Genomic DNA, 24777 nt, shown 5'->3' on the forward strand with positions numbered 1-24777 from the left:
CCCCGTAAAATTTCCCGACCACAGATTCAACATAATGTTATTCTTGCTAAAAGCAAAAGCTCCAGCTCACATGAAAGTGAGGGCCGGAGCTTTTGCTTCTTCATAACCTCTTGTAACCATCCAGATTACCAGCATTCCCCCAAAAAAGAGCCGGCTTCCTGCCAACTCTATCCCTATCTTAATGAATCCGGCCGGCCTGTTTAGGCCTAAGCCCTGACAAAGGGGCGCGCAAGCCTTAGGAGGTCAGCTGCATCATCCATGGGAAGCGGCCGGCTGATATGATAGCCCTGCCCCATGGTACAGTTGTTGTGCTTGAGAAATTCCAATTGGTCTTCACGTTCAATGCCTTCTCCGATCAATTCGAATCTGAGATTACGTCCCATGTCAATAATCGTTCTGACCAGAGCCTCTGTGTTCGCATTCATTCCAATCTCAGCGATAAAAGTCCGGTCTATCTTAATGTGATCAATAGGGAGCTTATCCAGCAGAGAGAGAGAAGAATAGCCCGTTCCAAAATCATCGATCGATAGCTTCACGCCGAGCCTCTTCAGTTCAGTCAGTATCGCAAGCGATTCCTTCATATTCTGCATGATGCTTTCCGTGATCTCCAGTTCCAGATCTCCGGGCTCCATTCCTGTCTCCTGCAGCACCCTGGCAATCAAATCGACGAACTGCTTATCCTGAAACTGCCTGACCGAGATATTGACAGCCATTCTGATCCGGGGCAATCCGTCCTCACGCCATCTGCGATATTGTTCGCAGGCCGTTTGGAGTACCCACTTGCCTATAGGGACGATTAGTCCAGTCTCTTCAGCTACCGGAATGAACTCTCCAGGCGTTACATTCCCAAGCTCCGGATCCTGCCAGCGTAGCAGCGCTTCCATTCCTACAATTTGGCCGTTCTCAAGATTAATTTGCGGTTGATAGTGCAGGGTGAAAAGCTGATGTTCAAAGGCACGGCGGAGGCCGTTCTCCAGTTTGATTTTGCGTGCCAGACGATTATTATGAACGCTGTAGAACTGATAATTATTCTTGCCGTTCTCTTTGGAGAGATACATAGCCATGTCTGCATGCTTGATTAGCGCATCCCGTCCCAGCCCATCATGCGGATACATACTGATTCCGATACTGGTAGTCGTATAAACCTCATGCCCATGCAGTTGAAAAGGCTGTGTAAACTGATCGAGAAGGGCTTGAGCTTGTTCTCTGACCATGCTTTCTGATCTATTCTCCAACAAGATCACAAACTCATCTCCGCTGTGTCTCGATACAATATCATTAGGGCCTACAGATTCTTTCAATCTCTCCGCAACCTGACGAAGCAGCATATCTCCATAAATATGTCCGACTGTATCGTTAATGTTCTTAAACCGGTCTAAATCAAGAAAAAGGACAGCTAGCTGAATGTTAGCCTGTTCGGCCTGCTCCAATGCAGTATCCAGACAATTATTCAGGTAACTCCGGTTGGGAAGGCCTGTTAAAGTATCATGATAGGCCATGTAATTTATTTTTTCTTCTGCTTTCTTCCGCTCCGTTATATCTTTGCCGATGCTCATGCAGGCTTTTTTGCCTCCATAATTTGTAGCTACCAGAACCAGCTCACAGCTGCGTACTTGTCCATCCATCCGCATATAACGCTGCTCCATCGTGGCGGAGATTCCCTTTTCCAGCACCTGTTCCACGTGTGTAAGCGCACTTCTACGACATTCCGGATGCAGAAAACGCAAAGCCGATCGTCCCGTCAGGGTAGTCAGCGAATAAGCCCCTAAAGCTTTGACCGCAGCAGGATTCGCATAAACCAGTTTCCCGTTCTGCTGAACGACAATCGGTTCTGGACATATTTCGATCAAGCTCCGGTAACGTGCTTCACTTTCCTTGAGAAGATCGCGCTCAATCATCATTCTTCGGAAGAAATAGCTAAGGGAAGCGTACACTACCGTATTGAACATAACACCAACGAGGTTAACACGCATGTAGTCAAATTGCACCGCAGGGTAATAATTAAGAAGAAGATAGAGGATAAAACCCGCGCCTACTATTATGGGCGCCCATAGACCCGGCAGCAAAAAGGCGTACAGCAGGAGAATCGTATACATGACAGAAGGGAGCTTAAAGTACTCGATATCGGGAAGAAGCGTAAATAGAATACCATAAGCAAACAACCCGAATACATATTGCAGCGGGACAGACTTTTTAATAAAAACTGCGGCGATGATGCTGCCTAAAAACAAGAGGACATCCCAGTTGTGTGTGCTGGTGCCGGAATTTTTAAACAGATTATTCACGATTGTAAGAACTAATAAAGTCAATAAATAAGCTTTCCCATTTCGTGCAATGTGCTTGTAAACCGGATTAGACCTTAACTGCCTCATGCAAGTGAGCTCACTTTCCTTTGAGAAGTTCATTTTAAAGGTGGGCTAGATATACTTCGTATTTTCCATATATTATCATTATAGCAGATTTCTCCTAGTTAGTAGGACAAATTTCTTTACTCTCTGCAAAAAAAATCCGCAGCCACAAGAAAAAGGCTGCAGTCACGCAGCCTTTAACATGGATAACCTACAACTACTTTAGTCCAACTTAGTTATAAACGACGCCCGCTTGGGCTTTAAGAACATCACGCAGAAGAAGATAGACCTCTCCATACGTCAGCTTTGCTTTATCGGTAATTTGATCATATGTGGTCCCGTTGACTATTTTCTGGTCAAGCACGTACGCAGCAGCTTCATTCCGTCTTACTTTAGCCCCTACAGCCTGGCTGATCGTCCATGCTGCCTGCTCCCAAGTCAAGCCAATCTCATCCGGCTTCGTCAATCCCTTGATTGTTACATCCGCCCCGGCAGTCAAAGCCTTAGGATAAGCTTTACTAATTACGGTGCGCATCGTGTTAATAGCATTCACCAACTGTTTGGGATTAGACGGCTTGTCCAGCGCGAAATCATTGGTTTCATGTCCGCTTGCGATTCCCAGGCTGACAGCTGTCTTCAGCCCTTCATAAGCTTTATGCTTCGTGTAGGCCGGCGGTCCGAATGGATAAGGCTGGAGCCGGACTCCCTGTTTAGTCAGCTTGTCTTGAAGCTCCGTTACCAGCGGCTTCGAATTCGTCATATCACGGAACGTCACTTTCCGCTCCGATGCAATCGCCGCAGCTGCTCCAGCCGCTTGCCCGGCGGCCATTCCGACAGGTACCGTTCTGGCCGACCCGTGAGGTAAGGAATCAAAACTCGCAGAACGGCCTACAACGAGAATCCCATCTACCTTTTGCGGAACAAGTGTACGAAACGGAATCGCATACTGTGTAGGTTTCATAATAATCGTTCCCCGGTATTTCGCATTCGTACTTTGTATATCCGCGTTGTAAGAGCCATAGCCTATTTTGTCCCAATGATCCCGGTTATCAAGCAGATCAGTCATCGTCAGGCGATATTCCCCTATCATGTGACGAGATTCCCTGACATACAGTTCAGGAGCTATACTCCCGAGTTCCAGAGTTGCCAGTTCCGGATAATGCTTCTTCATATGGGCAACCACATGGGGAATCTCTGCTTTGCCGATTTCAATCCCTTGTTTGACGGATTCCGGATTAAGCGGATCTACCCCAAAGATCTGAAGAGCATTAATCAATATTGTGCCATCCTTCTGTCTGCCGATGTTCAGGCCTCTCATCCTGACCCGGTCGGGATTCGTAGATTCATAATTCCACATATCGGAATAGCCCCAGCCGCTCATTGCGTCTGCCCCCATACCTTTACTGAGGTTCGGATCTCCAGCGCCCTTCTTAATCATCTGCTGCCAAATATCCTCTGTCATGCCTTTCAGGCTAAAGACGAGCGTTACAGCCATCAGTGATTTCTCATCCCCGAGATCCTCCCTGCCGAATGTAAAAGGTACACCTGCCGCAGCAGCAACATCGGCATCCTGCGTAGCGTCAATAACCGTCTTTGCTTTGACCTTATGTATCTTTCCATCCGCAGTTGTAATCGTCAGACCTGTTACGGTTTTTGCCTCACTACTCGAATTCGTGGAATCTGTTACGATAGGCTCCAAAGCAGATGCGTGCATCAACAGATCAATTTTCTTTTCTTTGCGAACCAGTTCATAAAACTTGTTGGCGGCAGTTCTAATATCAAACGAAGTACCCTCCACACCTTTCCGCCATTCCTGGAAAATACCCTCGTTGAGAAATTTATCCGGATTGGCCTTGCCATCCTCATTAGGAGCAAAGCTGTTATCGAGACTGTTCAGCCAGCCGACTGTAAAAAGCCCCCCCAATACATCCCTGTCCTTGCCCTCAACGAGCAAAGTCTTCTGGCCATTACGTGCCGCAGACACAGCCGCCGCTATTCCTTCTGGATCCGTACCGGTTACAATCACATCGTATTCTTCATCAGGTGCTTTAACGGATACTACTTTCTTAAAGCCCTGCGATTGGCCCGGAGCCCCCGCTTCGCTTCCATTCACAGCCCACCAAGCCCACCAGCTGCAGCTGATAAGCAGGAGAAACGTAAACGCACTGATTAACCCCATCCCTTTGCTGGGCAGCCTCCAGGTCCTTCCCTCTAATTTTTTCAACAATTCCTTGATCTGCTGCATGACCAACCTCATCCCTCGGCATAAATATAGAATCGTTCGACCTATAGCGGAACTTTGCCATGATAAATAAACGATAGCTGCCTTTCATGTCAAATAATCTCTTATTATGACGGATAGACACCTGTAATGGTTTCATCTCACGTATTTCAGCAGCCGGAAAACCTCCATAAGATAAGAAATTTCATCTTACACATCAAAATTATGGAAACAAAAACCCTTCATCCATAAATTCGTTCTACAAAGCCCACTTCCTTCTTTAAAAACATACAAAAACCAACCTTTAGTTACATTTTTCACCTTTTCAGCAAGTAAAGTGACATGTTTTTCATATAACAAAAAACGGACCTCCCTGATGGAGATCCGCTTCTTATATCTTCTCTTCTTTAAAACAAGCTTGTATTAACGTGGGGTGTAGAAATTCTGAGTGTAGTACACGTTCATCGAACCGCCGAAATAAATACCGACGCCAAGATGTGTAGTGCCGCCTAGAATGTTCGTGCGGTGTCCGGACGAATTCATCCAGCCGTTTACGACTTCAATCGGATCGGAATATCCGGCCGCGATATTCTCAGCTGCACTGCTGTACTGCAGGCCATCGCTCTTCATCCGGTCAAACGGGGATTGCCCCTGCTTGTTGGTATGATCAAAGTATCCGCCCGCCGCCATGTCCTGGCTGTGCTTGCGTGCTGTTCCGGCGATTTTGTCATCCCATACAAATGGCGTTTTCCCTAGACGTACACGGTGCGCATTCGTGATATCGAAGGTCTGTTTCTCGTACGCAGTCCGTAGTTCTGTGCCGGCAGAGTCAGCTTTGCTCGCACTTGTGCTGGCCGCCGCGTCACGTACGAGAAGCCCCATCACTTTGCCATCGTTATTGGCATCAAAGTAGAACGTGATGTTCAGCGAGCCGCTTTTATAAACAGCAGACTTCCCGCTGCTCCCGCCTGTTTTCTGGGCTCCGGCCATACCGCTTTCCACACCCGCAGCAGTTGTGTCAACCGTTACGCCGCCCGCTTTAGTCCAGTTCCCTGTATTCGTGTAGAGCGCGACAACTTTGCCGTCCTGCACACCTACCTGTACATAGTGCTTATAATCAGTATTGTAAATATACCAGGTATATCCATAGCCGCTGAGGTCTTTACGTACCGGATTTCCCAGCTTCTGAATCAAAGCGTTCTCCGTATCCCCTACAGCTACGCCTTCTATCGCAAATGCTTGGTCGGACTGAGGTTTAGATGCAGAATCATCTGTATCCGGTTTCTCTGTGCCGGTATCCGGCTTGGTGCCAGCTCCCGGAGCAGGCTCTTTGTCTGGCTTGCCTCCTGCCTCATTTCCACCTGGAGGAGTGGAAGGAACAGGGTCTTTAGCAGGCTCGGAAGGCACGCCTATAAGATCACTCTGCTTACGCAGCAGGTTCTGCAGGAAAGTCAAAGCTTCCGCACGCGTTAAAGTGTCCCCTGCTGCGAATCCGTCCTCGCTGGCACTTGTTTTGCCTTGGGATAAACCCTGTGAAATCAATTGCTTAATCGCATCCTCAGTCGACAGCTTCTTGCCTTGGGTCGCGGCAATCAGTTTGGCTGCATCGCCCCGCAGATAAGGAGCATTTCCCGCTTTTAATAAAGGCCAGTTATAACTTTCTGCTTTTGTATAATAAGAATCAAACCACTTGCCGCCATCAGCTGCCGCATCCGGACTTACTTTGTTATAGGCACGGAGCAGAAGAGCCAGGAACTCGGGTTCAGTCACCGATTTGTCGGGTTTGAACGTGCCGTCTGAGTAACCGTCGGTCATATTTTTTCCATACGCCCAGCGAATTGTTTCCGAGGCCCAGTGGCCTTGAATATCTGTAAACACGGCTTGGGCAGATGACGCTTGAGCCGCAACGGCCGCCTGGTTGGGTACAGGTGACCCCGATACTAACAATGCGCAAGTCAACAGACCGCCGATCAGCATTTTGGTGTTTCCTCGTATCATATGCTCACTCCTTGTATTGGATCAATTGGATTCTGCCGTACTACACGACCGTTTCTCTATCAAATTTCTCTATCATTCTAGCTGAAATTAACGATCCGGTAAATTGGCCGATCAAGCTCAAGGCAGGTGGTTACACCGTTAAAACCGTGCAAGCCCTAGCTTTGCAAGCCTCGATTAGAAATTGCTGAGTGCGTATTCATTCTTCTTTAATAGGCTGAAATTTCCTGCATAGGAAATAGCTCGATACCGATACAAATTTTATTCTGTAAGGCCGAAATGCGGCGCTTCAGGGCTTGCCGGGGCGGAAATGGCCTCGATATCCGCTTCATCCCTCCGGCCCGCCTCCAGTGGCATCCCTTGTCCCCGTTTCGGCTGGCAAGGGCAAGAAGCCATCACGGCTGATCCGGATGCGGCCCGGATCAAACGCGCCGTTAAGCTGCTCGCGAACGCGCAGATACGCTTCCGGCCGGTACCACTCGCTGAGACCGAGCTGCTCGTGGATCTCCGAGATGCGCAGCTGCTCCGTCCGCCTGCCGCCGCTGCCGTCCCCCATGGCGAACGTGTCCAGACACACGTTCGCGGTCACTTCGGCAAGCCGTGCGCCGAACCCGCCTGTACATGGCAGCAGCGGTGCGATCGCCGCCTGCGTAGGCACGCCGAGCGCCGTCAGCTCCCGCAGCGCCTTCAGGCGGGCGGGAATCGGCGGTGCTGACGGAGCGAATGCTCGGCGGATGTCGTCGCGGTCCGTCTCGACCGTGACGCTCACGAGCACGCGATCACCGAATTGCAGCAGCAGATCCGCATCACGTGTGACGTGAGGGCTGCGCGTCTGCAAGAAGAGGAAGTCCGGCGGATCGTCCGCCATGACTTCAAGCAGCGACCGTGTGATCCCTTCGCGGGCTTCAGCGGGCTGGTAAGGGTCGGTGCTTGATGACATGAATATTGTCACCGGCCCTTTCTTGCGCGCCCGCACAAGCTCCTTGCCCAGCAAGTCCGGGGCCCCCTCCTTGACATCGACCCATGATCCCCAGGGCTGGCCGGCGAACAACCCGACAGGCATGCGGCGGACATAACAGTAAGAGCAGGCATAAGCGCAGCCTGTATAAGGGTTTAACGTATGCGTGTAGCCGCTTAAGAATCCGCTCGCCGGGTTTAGCAGCCGCTTCGGCTGCTTATACCGCACCTCTGCCTTCATGGGTAAAACCTCTCTTTCTTTGCAAACTAACTGTGTGACTATATGCGGATAGATACGAACATATTTTCGTGTCGATATCTTCTATCATAGCATTTTTCTTAGCGGATTCCTCCGGTTCCCATTTATTTCTTTGGTCCTTCTCAAACTTTTATTAAACCCTTGTCGTTGAACAAGTACATACGCGTAGAGTAAACCTTGGCAAAGGAAGAACGAAATGATTGAAATCAGAAATTTAACCAAATCCTATAAAAAACACGCAGCTCTCCAGGATGTTTCTTTGGATATTAAACAGGAGATGTTTGGCCTGCTCGGTCCCAATGGCGCGGGCAAAACAACGCTGATGCGAATACTGGCGACCCTTCTTAAACCTACGAAAGGTTCCGTTCGCATAGGCGGTATTGACCTCGCCGATGCTGAGCGGATCCGCCCGATCATCGGGTATCTCCCTCAGTACTTTCACCTTTACCCCCAGCTGACGGCGATTGAATTGCTTGACTATGTAGCTGTTATGAAAGGAATGAACCATCCCGGCGAGCGGCGTGAGCAGATCAGGTATTTGCTGGAACAGGTTAATCTGACCGATAAAGCACGCACCAAGATCCGGACCTTCTCCGGCGGCATGAAGCAGCGTCTGGGGATTGCACAAGCACTGCTTGGCGATCCGCGCGTACTCATCGTCGATGAACCGACCGCGGGTCTGGATCCCGAGGAGCGGGTGCGGTTTCGCAATCTGCTGAACCAATCCAGCTTGAGCCGCACGGTGCTGCTCTCGACCCATATCGTGGCCGATATCGAGAGCAGCTGCAGCCGCGTAGCGGTACTCAGCCGCGGGCAGGTGGCCTTCGCCGGAAGCTTAACGGAGCTGCAGGCTTGCGCCGAAGGCAAGGTGTGGGAGGCGGAGCTCGGCGAACGGGAGTTCGCTGCTTATAAGCCTCACGAGATTGTATCGGCGCGACGTACCAGCCACGGTATGCTGTGCCGCATCGTCTCCGAGATCCGGCCTGCGGGAGACTCCATCCCGGTCCGGCCCACTTTGGAAGACGGCTACCTGGCACTAATCGGAGGTGACCGTCCGTGATTAAGTGGCAGCGTGCTTTTCTGCTGGAACTGCGGCTTCTAATCAACAGCCCTTTTCTTCTAATCCTCCCTTTGTTATTCGGTGTTTGGATGGCTGTATCGTTAGCTGGAATCGCCCCTCCGGTGTCGCAAGATTTATATATGTATGTCTACGACTTTCACAAGGTCAAGCACACCCTGAGTCTCGGAGTAGCCGTCCTGATCGGGATTCTGATGATACGCCGCGATACTTCAAAACCTTCCTGCGAATGGATGGGCGGACTCCCTGTGTCGGCAGCCGTTCCCTTTAGCGCTAAATACGCTGTCGGATTTCTTTATTTATCCTTATTTACAGCAGCTATGTCAGCCGTTTATGTCTATTTTGCTGTTCAATATAAGATAAGCACAGACGTTCTTCTCCAAGAGCTGTTATTCTTTGCTATCCAATACGAGTGGTCCTATATGGTTACGCTAGCGCTGGCTATGCTGCTGGCGGTTGCCATCCGCAACCGTATTATCTATTTAATCGGCTTTTGCGCCTGGATATTTGGTACTTTCTTTATTGACATCTTCCTGATCCGAAGACTGGGCCTTGTGCAGCTGGAGATGCTGAGACCTTTTCACCTCAGTCAGCTGATGCTGGATTCTTTTTACGCTAATGAAGCTTGGGGGATCGGGCTGTTAAAACCGGAAACTTGGTCATCACGTTTCTTCGTACTCAGTTTCACCTTTCTTATGCTTACTGTCTGCGTATTCATTCTGAAAACAATACGGCCCAGCAATACCCGCGGCAAATGGGGGCTTGCCCTGTTGGCATTTGCAGGTTTGTCAGTTGGAAGTTATTATTCCTATGCTCAAATATGGATGCCGCGAATGGCCGCAAGTAACGAGCTGATCCAACACGCGGTACAGATTGCCGATGGTGGCACGGATAGCTATGTGACCTTCCCCGTCTCGTCTTATCAATTGGAATTGACGAAACAAAGTCCCGAGAAAGTTAAGATTAAGGCCCAGCTTTCTTTCAAAACCACAGATCTTCCGGAAGGGCAGGCGTTCTTCTCGCTTCACCCTCATTTTCACGTGGAACAATTGTTGTTGGATCAAGAGTCTCTCTCTTTTCAAAGAACCGGCAGCTTAATTACAATAGACAGTAATCAGTTCGACCGGAATAGAACGATGCAAAATCTTACATTTATCTATAAGGATGATGGGATTAACTGGAGATTAGATCCGTACAATAATATGGAACAGTTTGTCTCTTTTATAAAGGACCCTTCCATTTACTTACCGGGCGTTAGCGGCTGGTATCCTGCGGCAACGAATAAACCTATGTTTGTCAAAGATGGAGGCAGCAACCGGGTATACCCGTCCAGCGGAGACCACCTTCCATATCCTTCCGATTTCGATGTTACCTGGCAGGGATTTACGGGCCGAATCTATGGAAATCTTGCGGAGGAAGATGTCAGTGCCATCAGCAGGCAGCACTTTACGCAAACGAATGTAAAAGAAGCCTCTTTCTATGCGGGAAACTTTATTGAGCTGCAGGACCCGGACAGCCTGATGAAAATGGTCACCACGCCCGGAAACCGGCTGGAAGCGGAAAAATTCTGGTTCGACCTGCTCAAATTTAAAGCTTATTACGAGCCGCTGCTTAAAACCGAATTAGTAAGTATCCGGACTCTTTTCTACTTTCCTTTAGAGAATCTTCGGATACATGAAACCAGGATTAGTGGGATATCGGGTTCCAGCTACCTGATCGGCGAAACCAAGTCCCATAATTTGGACGATTATCAGCTTGTCAATGCCATGAATGCTATCTTGTTCGGAGATGACAAGAGGCAGGTCAGTTTTGCTGATATCAAGGAAGACGCGCAGAGTGATAAAGTCTCAAACGAAAACAGGCCTTCCATATTTATGGAAATCCGTGCCGCCTATCTGTACCTTTTCTACAGGGATGGCGTCAAATTGACCGATGAAGAGATACGAAAAATTGCTTTTTCTCAAGTTTTTTTGCCCAGCACAGACACCGATTCCCTCAATCCTGAGCAGGATAGGACCCGCAATCAAATCCTGCATCAAGTACAGGAAGCACTAAATGATGGCAAGAGCGAACAAGTCAAACAGGTGCTGGCCTTCTTCTATCAAAAGGGGTTGAGCGCGCCGGAAGCTCCTTTTCAATATCCGGTGTATACGCTGGATGATTGGAACGAGACATGGAACAGGGTAGTCGGGCCATGAGTATAGTCCGTTATGACCTTTTGAATTATAAGAGCATGTGGGGGATACTTCCTTTTCTCTACCTGCTGATGCTCGCAGTCACTTTCTTTACGGCCGATCCCGAATATCCGAACAATCCGCTATTTTACGCGGAAACGGCCTTCTATCCCTTGCTCATTATGCTCACGATCGGCATGTTTCAGCGTGAGCTCAGCGGGGCAATGGAGATCTTTGCAACTTTTCCGATATCCATGAAGGGAATGGTCTTGCGTAAACTAGGACTTCTCGCCCTTTTCACGGTCCTGTATCAAATAAGTTGGCATACGGCTTACCGGGCTAAATTCGGCACTGTCTCCACTCTTGTGTTTTCTTACAGCAGCCCCGTTGAGCCGCAGCCCCAAGCGGATGCCGGAATAGGCTCCCTGCTGCTTCAGCAGCTTCCTGCCCTCCTATTCATGTGTCTGCTCGTCATTACCCTGCTCCTCCTGACAAAGAAAATATATACCGGACTGCTGGCAGGTTTAGGGATCTGGATGCTGGACATGCTTTCTCACGGCTCCTGGATGCCGTATCTGGCTCTTCATACCTCTTTTATAAAAGAACACTCCCGCGGCCTTCCGGGGCTGTTCCTCACTAACCGGCTTCTGCTAACAGCAGCCGCTTGCCTGCTCCTAGCACTTACACTACTCGTTGCAGACAACCGCAGCAGATGGATCGGCCATGAGGAGGAAGAGTAGAAAAGGGCTGCATCATATCTTAAAAAAGGAGGCTGGACATGCTCACCGATGAACATCTGGTGGAAGCAATGGCGCGTGGAGATCAAGCTGCTTTCGAAGCGTTCGTTCACCGCTACCACGCTCCGCTGCAGAATTACCTGGAACGCATGCTGTACGATGCCCGCAAGGCCGAGGATCTCGTACAAGAAGTATTTGTAAGGCTTCTCAAGCAGCTTCAGCAGTGCAAAGTTCCGGATAACATCCGGCCTTGGATGTACCGGGTCGCGCTTAATTTATGCCGCGATTACTGGAAAAGTCTCGCCTACCGGAATGAAAATCATCTGACCGCTGAACTGCCTGAAACTCCGGACCTTCAAGCTTCCGTCGTAGAGATATATGAACGTCAGGAAGCCAGGAAAGAAATGATAGCGGCGCTCCGATCTTTGCCGGAGGTCCAGAATAATATTGTCGTGCTTCGCTTCTTCCATGACCTTAAGCTGCAGGAGATTACCGAAGTCCTCGACCTTCCCCTCAGTACAACGAAGACCCATCTGTACAGCGCACTTCGCAAGCTAAAGGTTCTGTTAGGAACGAGTATGGGGGAATTGCTGCCCAACGGTAACTCCGAAGATAATCCATTAATACGCGCACCTAGGGAGGGAAAACCACATGCATGACCCGGACGATAAACAACTAGAGGAACTTGAGAAGAGCACCTCTTCTCTCTTAAGAGGCTATTTGGTTACGACACCGACCAGCACAGATACTTCTGCCCTGCTTGGGCGCTTGCAGATCCACTTTGATGTCATACGAGAAAATGCCGGGAATGAAGCGCAACCGGATCCTGCCGTTCCTGTCCGCCCTTCTCTGCCGGCTCTGTGCAAGCATCAGTTCACTATGTATAACAAATGGTTCTGGCTCCTGAGTCTTGTGCTGTTCGCCATGCTTCTTATGATTAATTCGACGCTTCATATGAATGGTCCGCTTCCGGCCCGCTCCTCCTATTCTCTGGCTTTCCCCCTTCTGCTCGTATGCGGCTTCCTGTATCAACACCGGAGCTGGAATGAAGGGATGCGGATGATTGAGAGCGTTACGCCTTATCCACCCGCTCTGCTGATGTTCAGCCGCCTGATCGTACTGCTCTTCATGATTGCTGTTCTGGGTATAGCGGGGTCCCTTTACACCATTATGACCCTGACTGAAGACTCCCGAATATTCTCTATGCTGCCTTTCGTGTTCGACTGGATAGCTCCCCTATTTCTCGTAAGCGGACTAACCGCCCTTGTCCTTATGAAAAAAGGCATGTCCGCCGCGATCCTTGCAGCAGGATCCGGATGGGGGGCGGAACTGGCTGCGGAAGGCTGGCTGCGCCGTGAATTCCAGGATGCGGCATGGAGCTGGACGCTCATCCTGCAGATCTCCTTAATAGCGGCAGGACTGCTGCTGCTATTAACCGCTTACCGCAGCAGCCTGCGGCTGGCAACGGTGCGAGGCTGGCAGTCTGTATGATCCGCCTGCATCAAGTGTCCCGCTCCTATAAAGGGCAGATCCGGCTGCAGGCAGATGATTTGCTGCTAACCACCGGTCTGACCCTGCTCGTCGGCCGTAACGGCTCAGGGAAATCCACGCTGCTGCGGCTGCTCGCGACCGCAGATTTCCCTGATACCGGTGAAATCAGCTATCGGGAAGGAAGTCCGCGTGAGCAGCTCCCGCTTATCCGCAGCCGCATCGGCTACGTGCCCTCCGATGTGGAACTGCATGAAGACATGACGCCGCTGCGGCTGCTCAACTATATGTGTCTGCTCAAAGGTGCAGACCCTAAGCAAGCCGATCGTCTGCTGGGTGAATTTGAGCTGCTTGACGTGAAGCGCAAGCGAATCGGAACTCTCTCCCAAGGCATGCAGCAGCGGCTGGCCATCTGCCAGGCACTCCTCGGATCGCCCCGGTATTTGCTGCTGGATGAGCCGCTTAATTATCTGGACTCCTTCCAGCGCAAAGCGGTCACCCGTATTCTGTACCGGTACGCCAGAACCTGTGTAATTCTGGTGGCTGCGCATGAGCTTTCCGAATGGAATGAAGCGGATCAACTGCTCTGGCTGGATGCAGGTATGCCTGCTTTTTACGGAACACCCCGGCTTTGGAGGCAGACCACGCTCCGGGTATGGCAAGGGATTCTTCCTGCCGATGCCCGGATAACTTCCTGGAAGGAAGCTTATGTAATGGTTAAGAAGCCTATAGGAAACAATGACTTGCAATGGCGCATATTCAGCCGTGATTGTCCCGGTCCTGGCTTCGAGGAAGTCGGAACTACCATCGAAGATGCGTATTTTATACGTTCCAGGCGGCTGGAATAAGAAGTGACACCCTTAAGCCCGCTATTTCTGACTAGGAATAGCGGTTTTTTTTGCATAGGAAGATATTTTTGCCCGAAGTGCAGAACTCGCTGCTATTTGATTCGTCTATACTGTTGGAGAGGGGAGGGAGAAAGACATTTTAACGTACCAAGAGGAGCAGCTCGTCCAAGGGATGATCGCCGGCGATGAGGAATCCTTTCGTGAAATTGTCCGTGCCTATCGGAACTATGTATTTCAGATCGTTTTCTCAGTTGTCCGGCACCCAAAAGATGCCGAAGATGTGATGCAGGAAGTCTTTCTCAAGATGTTTACCTCCCTCCCCCACACCGAGGTAAAAGGTCTTAAGGCTTGGCTCTCCCGCGTTGCCGTCAATAAGGCGATAGATTATAAAAGAAAAGCGTACCGGCAGCGTGAGATGGCCACCGACGGCATGGAAGAAACCATGCCCCCTCCCTCCATGCTCCGCTCCGATACGGAAGATCCGCTCATTCACAAAGAATTTCGGGAACTCGTGATGCGCAAATTGAATGAGCTTCCCGAAAACTATAGAGACGTCCTTATTGCCTTTTATTATGAAGACAAATCATACCAGCAAATTGCAGACGAACAGGAAGTAACGGTACAAACCATCAAATCCAAGCTGTATCGGGCCAAACAATGGATCAAGCAGCACTGGAAGGAGGAAGAGTTTAAATGAACCCTGAGAATCATGTTCAGCGCAAGGAATGGCTGCGGTATATTACCGGAGAGCTCACAGATGGCCGCCAGCGGAACCTTCTGGAGACTCACCTGTACGATTGTGATGTCTGTTTGGAAATTTATACAGAATGTATAGAAGCCATGGCAACTGCTCTTCCCCTTCCAGACCAGCCGGATGCCGATAGCCTGACCGACCGGGTTCTGCACCAGATTGCGGAAATTAGGGCGGGAGAAGAAAGAGAAGAAACAACTCCTCCGGTTATTGTAGATACAGCGGAGGAAAACGACAAACGTTCTAAATCCTCCAGAAGGATTCAGAAACAGAAAGTCCGGTCACCGAGACGGTTAGCTTTTATCCATTACTCTATAGCGGCAGCGGCTACACTCTTACTCATGACAACCGGTATTTTCGATAAAATGAAGGATGACGTGGCAGGAATTCGTGCCGAAGCGCAGAAAACACAGCATGCGCCCGTATCCGAGAAGATCATGGAGCAGACCTTCACGTTCTTCGATACCCTGCAAGCTCAGAAATCCAAAGGAGGAAATTCTCTTGAACCCTAGATCCAATACCGCTGCGCTGCTCCTTTCTTTCATACCCGGACTTGGCCACTTCTATTTATACCGCTATTTCCGAGCCTTCCTATACGGAGCGGGATTCTTCGGACCGCTTGGTCTGCTCTTCCTGCTGGCCATTACCAATAATATAGATGGCGACTTCGGCCTACTCCTGCTCCTTGTGGCTGGAGTTGTCTGGGTCATCAATCTGATTGATATGTTTGTGACTTTGGGCCACCGCAGGCCAACGGGGCAGCCGGGTTACTCGACCGATTATATCCCTCATAGCGCTGAGGATTATGGTCACGTCAACGGTCCACAAGCTCACGGTCCGATAGGCCCGGAGATGGCGGATGGCCCGGCAGGACCCGCTCCCCGCTATCATCCGGGCGCCTATGAATGGCAGCGCAAGCAGGAGCGCCGCAGAATTATGCTGGCCTCCTTTATCCCCGGACTCGGCCATTATCAGCTCGGACTGATGTACCGCGGTTTATCGGCTATGATCTTCTTCGTAGGAGCGGCCATTCTGATTTTCTTCGCCGGATCCTTGACCCATATGGAAGAGTTCTTCTTCTTCATTCTGGGACTTCCGGTTCTGTGGATTTACATCATTTTCGATGCTCTCCGTCAGCTCGAGAAGAAGCAGGAAGGATATGAACTGGTTGACCGCAGCTTCTTCGATGATTTTCATGAGAGCCGTCATGAGGGCAGACGCAGCAAAACAATCGCCACCATTCTGGCTGTCTTCCCGGGAGCTGCCCATCTGTACTTGGGCCTACAAACAAGAGGACTTCAGCTTATGGCAGGATTCTTATTCTCGATCTATATAATGGACGTACTGAGGCTATCGCTGTTCCTGTTCTTGATCCCGATTTTCTGGTTCTACAGCTTCTTTGATGCTCTTCAGTATATTTCCAAACAGGACTATGAATTCCTCGATGACCGTCCTCTGTTTAAGGGATTGAAGCGGCACCAGCGAAAATTCGGTTTCCTCATCATTATTGTGGGCATCTACTACCTGACGAATGAAGTACTACTCGATGTGCTGCACAAATATTTCCCGTCCCATGACTGGCCCTATTCACTTTCATCGTACTTTCAGACCTTTATCGTGGCCATGATTTTGATCGGAGGGGGCTTAACTCTTCTCTTTAACCGCTCAGACCGGTAGGACATATGAACTCCAAGCAGAATTAAAATACAATCGTTTTTTATAACGATGAAAAAAGCTCAAATAAACAAGCTGGCGACGGTATTCTACCGCTGCCAGCTTGTTTATTTGTGAGGTTGTGGTCGTTGTCCGCTAATGCCTTTGAGCCTTTGGTCAAGGAGTATGTGACTTACTTTCTAAATGGTGCTGCTACTTGCTCAGCTTAACCGCCGGAACGAAGTGCCGCCGCTGTCTGCGCAGGATGAACATCACCTGCTACAGGCTTGAGCCGAACCGTAAAATGAAATGCTTGCGGCTTCAGCACATGCGGAGGAAGCTGTTTGGGCCCGCAGCTGTTGCTGCCCAGCCCGTTCTGCTTGTAATCCAGATGAAGCGTTACAAAATCACGCGGAACCAGATCGCACTCGTGAGAGGCGGTTTCCAAGTCCTCCGGCGTGTAACGGCTGGCCCCAAAATCGAAGGCCGGCTGCCCTGCAACCAGGAGCCCGGAGCCTTGCAAGCCGCGCAGGCAGGACCAGCGCACGTCGGAACGGTTGCCGCTTTCCTGCGGCTTTACGTACGGGAAGCGCAGGTCATCGACCGCGGTTTCATACAAGCCTACTCTTGCGGCTTGTCTGCTGTCCGGGTAAGACTCTCCCGGACCCAACCCGTACCAGGTCACGCGGTCCGTGCTGCCGGGCAGCTCCATCCTCAGGCCGATCCGGGGGAGCATATCCGGTGGTGTGCCGTCCGGATCGCCCTGCACGGACAAGTCTACCGTTCCATCGGGACGGACGGTGTAAACCCACGTGCAGGCGAATCCCCAGGCGTACACAGGCGGTGCCGTGCGGATGGAGACGCTCACGCGGACGGCACCGTCCGCAAGACGCTCCCAGCCGCTGCCACGCACATCGTCCGCCGCCATATGCACGCATGCCTTGCGCCAATCGGCGACAACGTACATGTCGTTGTCGATAGGGGCGCGCCACAAGGCGAGCCGCGGTCCCCCGCCGTCGGCGATTACCGGGGTCCCCGCTTGCTGCCAGGAGGCAATGCGGCCCCGGAACCGGTCGAAGACAAGCGTGAAGTCCGCCCCCGTCAAGGTGAACCGGCTGTCCGCTTCTTCAACCCGGATAGCGGCCTCGGAGCCTGCCGCCCCTGCGGGCGGCTGCTGTGATACCGCAGCCCGCACCGCCCCGGTTGCGCCTGCATTCTGAGCAGCCGCCGCGGCGGTTGCAGCATCCGCAACTACTGCTTCCGGTGCAGAAAACGATTCCGGATCGCCTGCATTTTTCCTGGTGTTATCCCCCTTCTCGTTCTCGATGGCATGAAGCGGAAACTGCGACCATGCAATCTCATGGCCCTCTCCCGCCCATGATGTCGGGGAAGCCAGCACAAAGCGCACCGTCAGCCAGTATTCGCCTGCGCCGCCGATCTCTCCCGGCAGTCCGGGGATCGGAAGACGACAGATGCCCTCGTCTCCGGCAGCCAGGTCCGGCAAGTCGGCCGGCCCCCCGCCGATGAAGCGGCCGTCCGACTCCAGCTGCCACGTGCAGCGGATATTATGAAGTGAGATAAAATCGTAATGGTTCCGGATAATCAGATCAACGGCCTTTTGGTTTGTACCCGGTTTCCATCCCGCGATTTCTACCGATATCGGCTCGATCGTTTTCTTGTATTCCATGAGACCCGGAGACGGTGTACGATCGGGGGTTACTAGTCCGTCGATACAAAAGTTGCCGTTGTTCGGCTGGTCGCCGTAATCTCCGCCGTAAGCGAAATATTCGCGGCCATCCGCTTTTTTCCGCCGCAATCCGTGATCAATCCACTCCCAGACGAATCCGCCTTGGAGCCTCGGGAATGTTCTGAACAGTTCTTCATAGTGCTGAAGCCCGCCGGGACCGTTCCCCATAGCATGAGCGTATTCGCATAAGATATGGGGCTTGTCCAAATCCTTCATTTCTCCGAATCCGCGCATTTTCTCAGGTGACGAGTACATAGTGCTGAATACATCGCAGGCCTTCCCTTCCCGGTCTCCCTCGTAATGAACGAGCCTGGAAGAATCGTAGGAGCGGCACCACTTGTACATCTCCTCGTGATTGCGTCCAAAGCCCGATTCATTACCGAGAGACCACATAATAATCGAAGGGTGATTCTCATCACGCAACACCATTCTCCGCATCCTGTCTACATAAGCATGTTCCCAGGCCGGATCGTCACTTAGACGGTTAGCGTCACCGATCAGCTCGAAGCCGTGTGTCTCCAGATCAGTCTCATCCATAACGTATAGGCCGTACCGGTCGCACAAGTCGTAAAAGCGCGGATCATTCGGATAGTGAGCTGTCCGCACCGCATTGATGTTATGCTGCTTCATCATCAAGATGTCCTTCTCCATCGTTTCCAGCGTGACGGTTCTGCCTGTATCGGGATGATGGTCGTGACGATTCACCCCGCGCAGACGAACCGCTTTGCCGTTTACGAGCATAAGGCCGTCTTTGACCTCAATGCGGCGAAACCCGGCTTTTAGCGCCGTTGTTTCAAGAAGCTGCCCCTCTTCATCCAGCAGAGTAACGATCAGATCGTACAAATAAGGCGTTTCCGCTGACCATTGGCGAGGCTCTTTGATTTGTGCTGCAATCGTAATGGACTGCTCCTTCTCCATTCCGGTAATTCCGCCACTGCCGTCCGCCACGCTTTCCTCACCCGAAACGATAAGCTCCCCCTCCCGGTCCTGCAGCTTCCATGACAAAGTGAAATCAGTATTTCCCGCTACCGTCACATCCACATTCAGAAGTCCATCCGCGTATGTGTCATCCAGCCCTGCGTAAACCCGGATATTTTGCAAAGACAGCTTGGGCCGGGCCACAAGAATGACATCGCGGAATATGCCGCTTAACCACCACATATCCTGGTCCTCCAGATAACTTCCGGCCGACCACTGATACACCTGCACGGCAAGAACATTACGCCCGCCCCGTATAAAAGGCGTCAAATCGAATTCCGCCGTAAGTCTGCTCCCTTCGCTGTACCCGACATACTCGCCATTCAGCCAGACGTTATAGGCACTGTCAACTCCATGAAACTGGATGACTACATCTTTCTCCGTCCAATCGTCTGGAAGGGTAAATTCTCTCCGGTAGCTGCCCGTAGGATTGGCTGTCGGCACGCGTGGAGGATCAACCGGAAACGGATAATATAAATCCGTGTAATGGGGAGCGCCATATCCGTGAAGCTGCCAGCAGCTCGGCACAGGTATCCGGTCCCAGGCAGCCGCATCGAACTCCGGCAGATAAAAACCCTCCGGTGCCTCTTCCGGCGACCCGGTGTACCGGAAAGCCCACGTTCCGCTGAGCGGCAGCGTGCGGTCCGAACGTTCCCGGGCATAAGTCAGAGCCTCCTGCTCATTCCCGTAAGGAATAAAACTGGCCCGGGCCGGCAGGCGATCCCGCTCCAGCACCTCCAGGTTATCCCAATCCCTGCGCTGCAAGTGTAGTTCCTTCATGTTTATGCTCCTCCTGCTTGGGGCTTACCCCCTAGATTGTCTTCCCGCTTAGTAATCAAAGGCAGCACTCGGCTGCGGAAATATATAAAATTAACGATGAGCAGAACGGCCGCAATGAAAAACGGTGTATAATAATCGCCTGCATTCATAAAAAAGCCCGCTGTCACCGTCGATAAAGACGAGCCGATACAGCGGAAAACGGCCTTCATTCCCGCATACAGGTTGCGGTCCTCCTCGCGCAGCGAGGACATGGTCTCGCTGTCGACCAGATTGCCGAGCAGTGAAAAGCTTCCGCTGCGGAGAACGAGCAGGGCGGCAAATACCGGTGCCGGCTGCGATATCAAGAGCAGCATAGCCAGCCCCGCGTTGCCAAGGAACGCACCTGTAAAGGCCGCTTTTGCTCCCCAGCGTTCCATTATTTTGGGAGCGGCCAGTGAAGCGATAAACAGGACAAGCCCATTAACCGTATACACGTAGGAAATCAGATCATCCTGCCATTCAGCCCGGAACTTCAGATATACGTTCATGAACGGCCCGATGAAGGAAAAAACAAATCCGATCAGACAGGCGTTAGCGGCCAGCAGCCAGAGCGAGCGGACACGAAGCAGCCGATGTATTCCCTGCGGCAAGTGCAGGCGGACTGCCCTGCGCCTGCTGCCTAGTCCCGGCGGCTTCGCCGGCTCCTCGCGGGGCGCTTGCTTCTTCCCGTGGGCATGCACTCCGCTTAGGGATGAAGCCGAGGATGCGGCAGATCCCGCGCGGACACCGCCCCCCGTCCCGGCTGTGTCCGGCAAAGCTTCCCGGGTGCCGCTATCCGCTACCCGTTCCGCCGGGAGAAGCCGCAGACGCAGCAGTGAGAGCACCGCGATGCACACGGCGGAAGCATAGAGCGACGGGGCGTGGCCTGCGTCCGAGATATCCGCCCGGGAAAGAAAACCCCCGATCAGGTTGCCTATTCCCGTGAATGCGGTGAAGACCGCGAACATCCCGTGAAAAGCCCGACTTTCTTCCCGGCGGGAGTGGCAGTACCGGAACAGAAGCTGGATTTCTGTCGTCTCGATACACATAAATCCGGCGGAGGCCACCGCTTGTGCCGCATACCAGACCGGCAGGCTGCGGCCGGTAGCGAATAAAGCCGCTCCTGCGGCAACCAGCATGGAGCCCGCCACCAGCATGGACTTACGTCCGACTTTCCCCGCTAGCATACCGGCGGGCAGAGCCCCGATTCCCATGATCAGAATGCCCACAGCGGATATGCTTGCAATCTGTCCGCCGCTCGCGCCAAGGGCGAGCAGGTGAAGATTCAGGGCCAGCGAATACAGTCCGATTCCGATCCCGTACAGCGCCTCCGTTGCCAGGAACCGCCGGACCCCGATTGTCATGCTTCTGTTGCTGCTTCGTAAACTAAACACATCTCTCCAATCTCCTTGTTGTCCAAACTTGCGGTTTAACCACCTGGGTGCCTTTTGTTTGCTGATGGTTCAACCCTTGCTCCCCTTAATACCAGCTGCACGTCAACGCCGGCTTTACTTAATGCCCGTCGTCGAAATGCCCTCGACGATATACTTTTGAGCCAGGAAAAACACGGTAAGCGGAGGCAGACAAATGATCGTCGTTACGGCCATAACCGAAGTCATGTCAACACCGAACATCCCTTTGAATTGAGCCAAGCCCAGCGTCAGCGTGTACATACTCGCATCGTTCAAGAAAATGAGCGGTCCGAGATAATCGTTCCACGTGTCCAGCATATTAAAGACACTTACAAGCACTAGTGCCGGAAACATAAGAGGAATAATAATTTTCGTGAAAATCTTCAGATCCCCCGCACCGTCGATTTTAGCTGCTTCCTCAAGTTCCGTGGGAATGGTCATAATAAACTGCCTGAGCAGGAAAATATAAAACGCCGAGCCGAACCAGGACGGAACAATCAGAGGCTTAAGCGTATTGATCCAGCCCAGGAAATTAAACTCCATGTATAACGGAATCATCGTAACGTCCCATGGAATCATCATGGTGGCCAGCACGACCATGAACAGGGTATCACGTCCCTTGAAACGGAATCGCGCAAAACCGTACGCAACCAAGGACGATGAGATCAATTGACCGATGTTGCACAGCACAGTAACGGTCAGGGAGTTTTTTAGAAACAAGGTAAAGGGCTGTATGGTCCATGCCTTGGCGAAGTTCTCCCAGTGAAGCTCAGACGGAATCCATTTGGGCGGATACATGTATACTTCTTCCGGGCTCTTGAGAGCGGTTGTAACCAGCCAGAAGAACGGCATCAGGAACAACAGCGAGAAAAACAGCAGCAGGGCATATGTGAGCACTTTCTTCATGTCATTACCTCACAATCGTCTTTACAGCGCTTTGCGCTTCGTTTTCCGGGCTTTGGTCTTCTTCAGTTCACCTTCGTAATAAACGAACATGGAGGTCGAGCGGAAGACCAACATCGTCAGTACGAGCACGATCAAGAACATAACCCAGGCGTTCGCTGCGGAATAGCCCATTTTGAAATATTTAAAAGCGTTCTCATATACATACATAGCGTAAAAATAAGTCGAATTTAGCGGCCCTCCGCCCGTAAGCGTCAATGCGAGGGTAAGCTGCTGGAAAGCGGCTATGATCGATGTAATCAGGTTAAAAAGCAGGGTCGGCCCCAGCATGGGAAGTGTAATTCGGATAAACCGTTTGAACGCGCCCGCACCGTCCAACTCGGCGGCTTCGTACAAATCGCCGGGAATATTTTTCAGCCCCGCCAGGAAAATCAGCATCATGGACCCTTGCGCCCACAGACTGGCGGCGACCATCGCGATCATCGACCAGCTCGGCTCACGCAGCCAATCCGGTCCGGTAATGCCGATCAGAGACAAGAAATAATTGAGAATACCGTATTCTCCGCTGTATACCCAGGCCCAAATCATGGCCAAGGCAACGCCCGAGATGACGGAAGGCAAGTAGAACACGGTCCGGAAAATGCCGCTTCCCCGGACGTTCTGATTGAGCAGAACAGCCAGCAGAAGGGCGACAGCGAGATTGAGCGGTACGAAAATGGCGGCAAACCGGATCGTTACGCCCATGGAATGCCAGAATAAAGGATCATTTGTGAACATATTCACATAGTTTTGAAAGCCGATAAAGGTTCGTTCGCCGACAATAGGCCAATCGAAAAAGGAAATGACGAGCGAGAACAAGAGGGGTCCGAGCGTAAAGGCCACGAACCCGATCATCCAGGGAAGAATGAAGAGGTAGGGGGTTAGCCTGCCTCTTCTCCAGATGCTGCGCCGCACGCCTTTTTGAAGCTGCAAGGTGTTTGGTTGCATAGGCTCACTTCCGTTTCCCTAACGGGTTATTTGAGAAAATTATTTGAAAAACTTTTGGGAATCACGCACAGCCGTGTCCATAGAATCCTGCGCGTTTTGTCCAAGCATAATGGCGTTGATGGCCGAAGTTAAGTTGCGGTTGACCTCGTTCCATTTGGGGCTGAGCAGGAAAGCCGGGGTATTGTCGCTTGCTTCGAGCATCGTGTAGAAAGCTTTATACACCGGGTCCTGATCGAGCTTGTTGCCTTCCACAATGCTTTTGCGCACCGGCAGGTCACTCGTCCGAAGCTTGATCGCGTCCTCGGAAGCATAGTATTTGATGAATTCCCACGCTTCTTCTTTGTGCTTGGAGTTTTTGGACATCGAGACCGCAGACTCGGCGATTACGCCTTTGACCGGCTTGCCGGCAAAGACCGGCATCGAAACCGTACCGACATCAACCTTGGCTTCCTTGAATCCGTCCAACGGCCAAATGCCGCTCTCCCACATGGCGATTTTGCCAGCTTTGAAAATATCGTCTCCCGATTGTTGGTTCTTGCCCCCTACAATCACGGCCGTCTTGGATTTGACGAGGTCGCCGATCATTCCGACCGCCTCTACCGCCGGCTTGCCGTTCATGTAGCCTTCGATCGTTTTGCCGTCCTCCGAGATAAAGCTGCCGCCATTGCTCCAGACAATTCCTTGAAGATCGTACGGATCGTTCTCCGCCCGGACCCCGAAGCCGTACTGCTTTTTGGCCGGGTTGGTCAGCTTCTGGGCTGCGATTTTGAATTCATCCCACGTCCAGCCTTCTTTGGGCTGGGGAACGCCTGCTTCGTCGAACAGCTTTTTGTTGTAATACATTACTCTTGTCGTGAACCCCGCCGGTACTCCGTAAGCGGTTCCATCAATCTTCACGTAATTTAGCAGGCCTGGATAAAAATCATCCAGCTTCAGCGTGCTATCGCTTTTCATTCTCTCTTCGAGAGGCTCAAGATTTTTGTGATACGTCGGGAAATCCCACATATACATCACATCCGGCGCATTGTTGGCCCCAATCGAAGCAGCCAGCTTCTGGTCGAATCCGTCCCCGTAAGCCTCGACCTGCACCTTCACATTCGGATGCTTGGCTTCGAAGTTCCTGGCAATCGTTTCCTGAATTTTGAGCAGATCGCCGGTATCCCAGGTAGCGAAGCGCAGAGTCACTTTGCCGCCGCTGGCGTCGGAGCTCCCTTCCCCCTGGCCTTCTCCCTGCTTGGTGCTGCAGCCCGACAGGGCAAGAGCGGTAACTATCGATCCTGTAAGCGCGAGAACAAGCATCTTTTTCATAAAGTTCCCCCCATAAACATCTTAGGTGTGATGTGATGAATGCTTTGAATTGATTTCAGTTTACGGTAAATAAAGCGTTTTCAAAACGGAAGAATGTCCGAAAAAAAGTGCTGCTTTGCCCACTATTCCGCCGAA

The 24777-nt window shown here is 51.6% G+C and carries 18 protein-coding genes; 9 read left to right on the forward strand and 9 right to left on the reverse strand.

Annotated features, from left to right (window positions below):
* Positions 1-206: 206 nt before the first annotated feature.
* From AR333_RS23685 to AR333_RS23700, 4 genes are all read right to left on the reverse strand, one after another.
* A complete protein-coding gene (locus AR333_RS23685; RefSeq protein ID WP_253735960.1) occupies positions 207-2309 on the reverse strand; it encodes a bifunctional diguanylate cyclase/phosphodiesterase in 2103 nt (700 codons plus the stop codon).
* A 271-nt stretch (positions 2310-2580) separates the two neighbouring features.
* Positions 2581-4593, reverse strand: coding sequence for an FAD-dependent oxidoreductase (locus AR333_RS23690; RefSeq protein ID WP_068777819.1), 2013 nt, complete (start codon positions 4591-4593; stop codon positions 2581-2583).
* 399 nt (positions 4594-4992) lie between these two features.
* Positions 4993-6567 (reverse strand): CAP domain-containing protein, encoded by a 1575-nt coding sequence (locus AR333_RS23695; RefSeq protein WP_253735961.1) that lies wholly within the window; start codon positions 6565-6567, stop codon positions 4993-4995.
* Positions 6568-6892: 325 nt separating this feature from the next.
* Positions 6893-7762: a radical SAM protein gene (locus AR333_RS23700; protein WP_068777820.1), complete on the reverse strand. Its 870-nt coding sequence runs from the start codon at positions 7760-7762 to the stop codon at positions 6893-6895.
* 214 nt (positions 7763-7976) lie between these two features.
* On the opposite strand from AR333_RS23700, the gene AR333_RS23705 reads away from it, so the two are divergent.
* The 9 genes from AR333_RS23705 (at position 7977) to AR333_RS23745 (ending at position 16533) form a co-directional block, all read left to right on the forward strand.
* On the forward strand, positions 7977-8840 hold the full coding sequence (locus tag AR333_RS23705) for an ABC transporter ATP-binding protein (protein ID WP_068777821.1): 864 nt from the start codon (positions 7977-7979) through the stop codon (positions 8838-8840).
* Entirely contained in the window at positions 8837-11056 is a 2220-nt protein-coding gene (locus AR333_RS23710) for a hypothetical protein (protein WP_068777822.1), read from the forward strand. The genes AR333_RS23705 and AR333_RS23710 overlap by 4 nt, the downstream gene beginning before the upstream one ends.
* Positions 11053-11772, forward strand: coding sequence for a hypothetical protein (locus tag AR333_RS23715; protein ID WP_253735962.1), 720 nt, complete (start codon positions 11053-11055; stop codon positions 11770-11772). The genes AR333_RS23710 and AR333_RS23715 overlap by 4 nt, the downstream gene beginning before the upstream one ends.
* A gap of 38 nt (positions 11773-11810) precedes the next feature.
* Entirely contained in the window at positions 11811-12428 is a 618-nt protein-coding gene (locus AR333_RS23720; protein ID WP_068777824.1) for an RNA polymerase sigma factor, read from the forward strand.
* Positions 12421-13260 carry a hypothetical protein gene (locus AR333_RS23725; RefSeq protein WP_068777825.1) on the forward strand — a complete coding sequence of 280 codons (840 nt, stop codon included), beginning with the start codon at positions 12421-12423 and terminating at the stop codon, positions 13258-13260. The genes AR333_RS23720 and AR333_RS23725 overlap by 8 nt, the downstream gene beginning before the upstream one ends.
* Entirely contained in the window at positions 13143-14105 is a 963-nt protein-coding gene (locus tag AR333_RS23730) for an ATP-binding cassette domain-containing protein (protein WP_253735963.1), read from the forward strand. Before AR333_RS23725 ends, AR333_RS23730 begins: the two co-directional genes overlap by 118 nt.
* Positions 14106-14277: 172 nt before the next feature.
* The gene (locus tag AR333_RS23735) at positions 14278-14802 is read left to right on the forward strand and encodes an RNA polymerase sigma factor (RefSeq protein ID WP_068777827.1); all 525 of its coding nucleotides are present in this window, start codon (positions 14278-14280) and stop codon (positions 14800-14802) included.
* Positions 14799-15368, forward strand: coding sequence for a hypothetical protein (locus AR333_RS23740; RefSeq protein ID WP_068777828.1), 570 nt, complete (start codon positions 14799-14801; stop codon positions 15366-15368). The genes AR333_RS23735 and AR333_RS23740 overlap by 4 nt, the downstream gene beginning before the upstream one ends.
* Positions 15358-16533: a hypothetical protein gene (locus AR333_RS23745; RefSeq protein WP_068777829.1), complete on the forward strand. Its 1176-nt coding sequence runs from the start codon at positions 15358-15360 to the stop codon at positions 16531-16533. The genes AR333_RS23740 and AR333_RS23745 overlap by 11 nt, the downstream gene beginning before the upstream one ends.
* Before the next feature lie 202 nt (positions 16534-16735).
* Here AR333_RS23745 and AR333_RS23750 read toward each other — a convergent pair whose 3' ends face one another.
* From AR333_RS23750 to AR333_RS23770, 5 genes are all read right to left on the reverse strand, one after another.
* A complete protein-coding gene (locus tag AR333_RS23750; protein ID WP_068777830.1) occupies positions 16736-20014 on the reverse strand; it encodes a glycoside hydrolase family 2 TIM barrel-domain containing protein in 3279 nt (1092 codons plus the stop codon).
* Positions 20015-20016: 2 nt separating this feature from the next.
* A complete protein-coding gene (locus AR333_RS23755; protein WP_068777831.1) occupies positions 20017-21426 on the reverse strand; it encodes an MFS transporter in 1410 nt (469 codons plus the stop codon).
* Positions 21427-21540: 114 nt separating this feature from the next.
* Positions 21541-22350 (reverse strand): carbohydrate ABC transporter permease, encoded by an 810-nt coding sequence (locus AR333_RS23760; protein WP_068777832.1) that lies wholly within the window; start codon positions 22348-22350, stop codon positions 21541-21543.
* Positions 22351-22371: 21 nt separating this feature from the next.
* Entirely contained in the window at positions 22372-23334 is a 963-nt protein-coding gene (locus tag AR333_RS23765; RefSeq protein ID WP_068777833.1) for a carbohydrate ABC transporter permease, read from the reverse strand.
* A gap of 39 nt (positions 23335-23373) precedes the next feature.
* Entirely contained in the window at positions 23374-24642 is a 1269-nt protein-coding gene (locus AR333_RS23770; RefSeq protein ID WP_068777834.1) for an extracellular solute-binding protein, read from the reverse strand.
* Positions 24643-24777 lie beyond the last annotated feature (135 nt).

It is taken from the genome of Paenibacillus sp. FJAT-26967, assembly GCF_001541095.1.
Taxonomy (GTDB): domain Bacteria; phylum Bacillota; class Bacilli; order Paenibacillales; family NBRC-103111; genus Paenibacillus_F.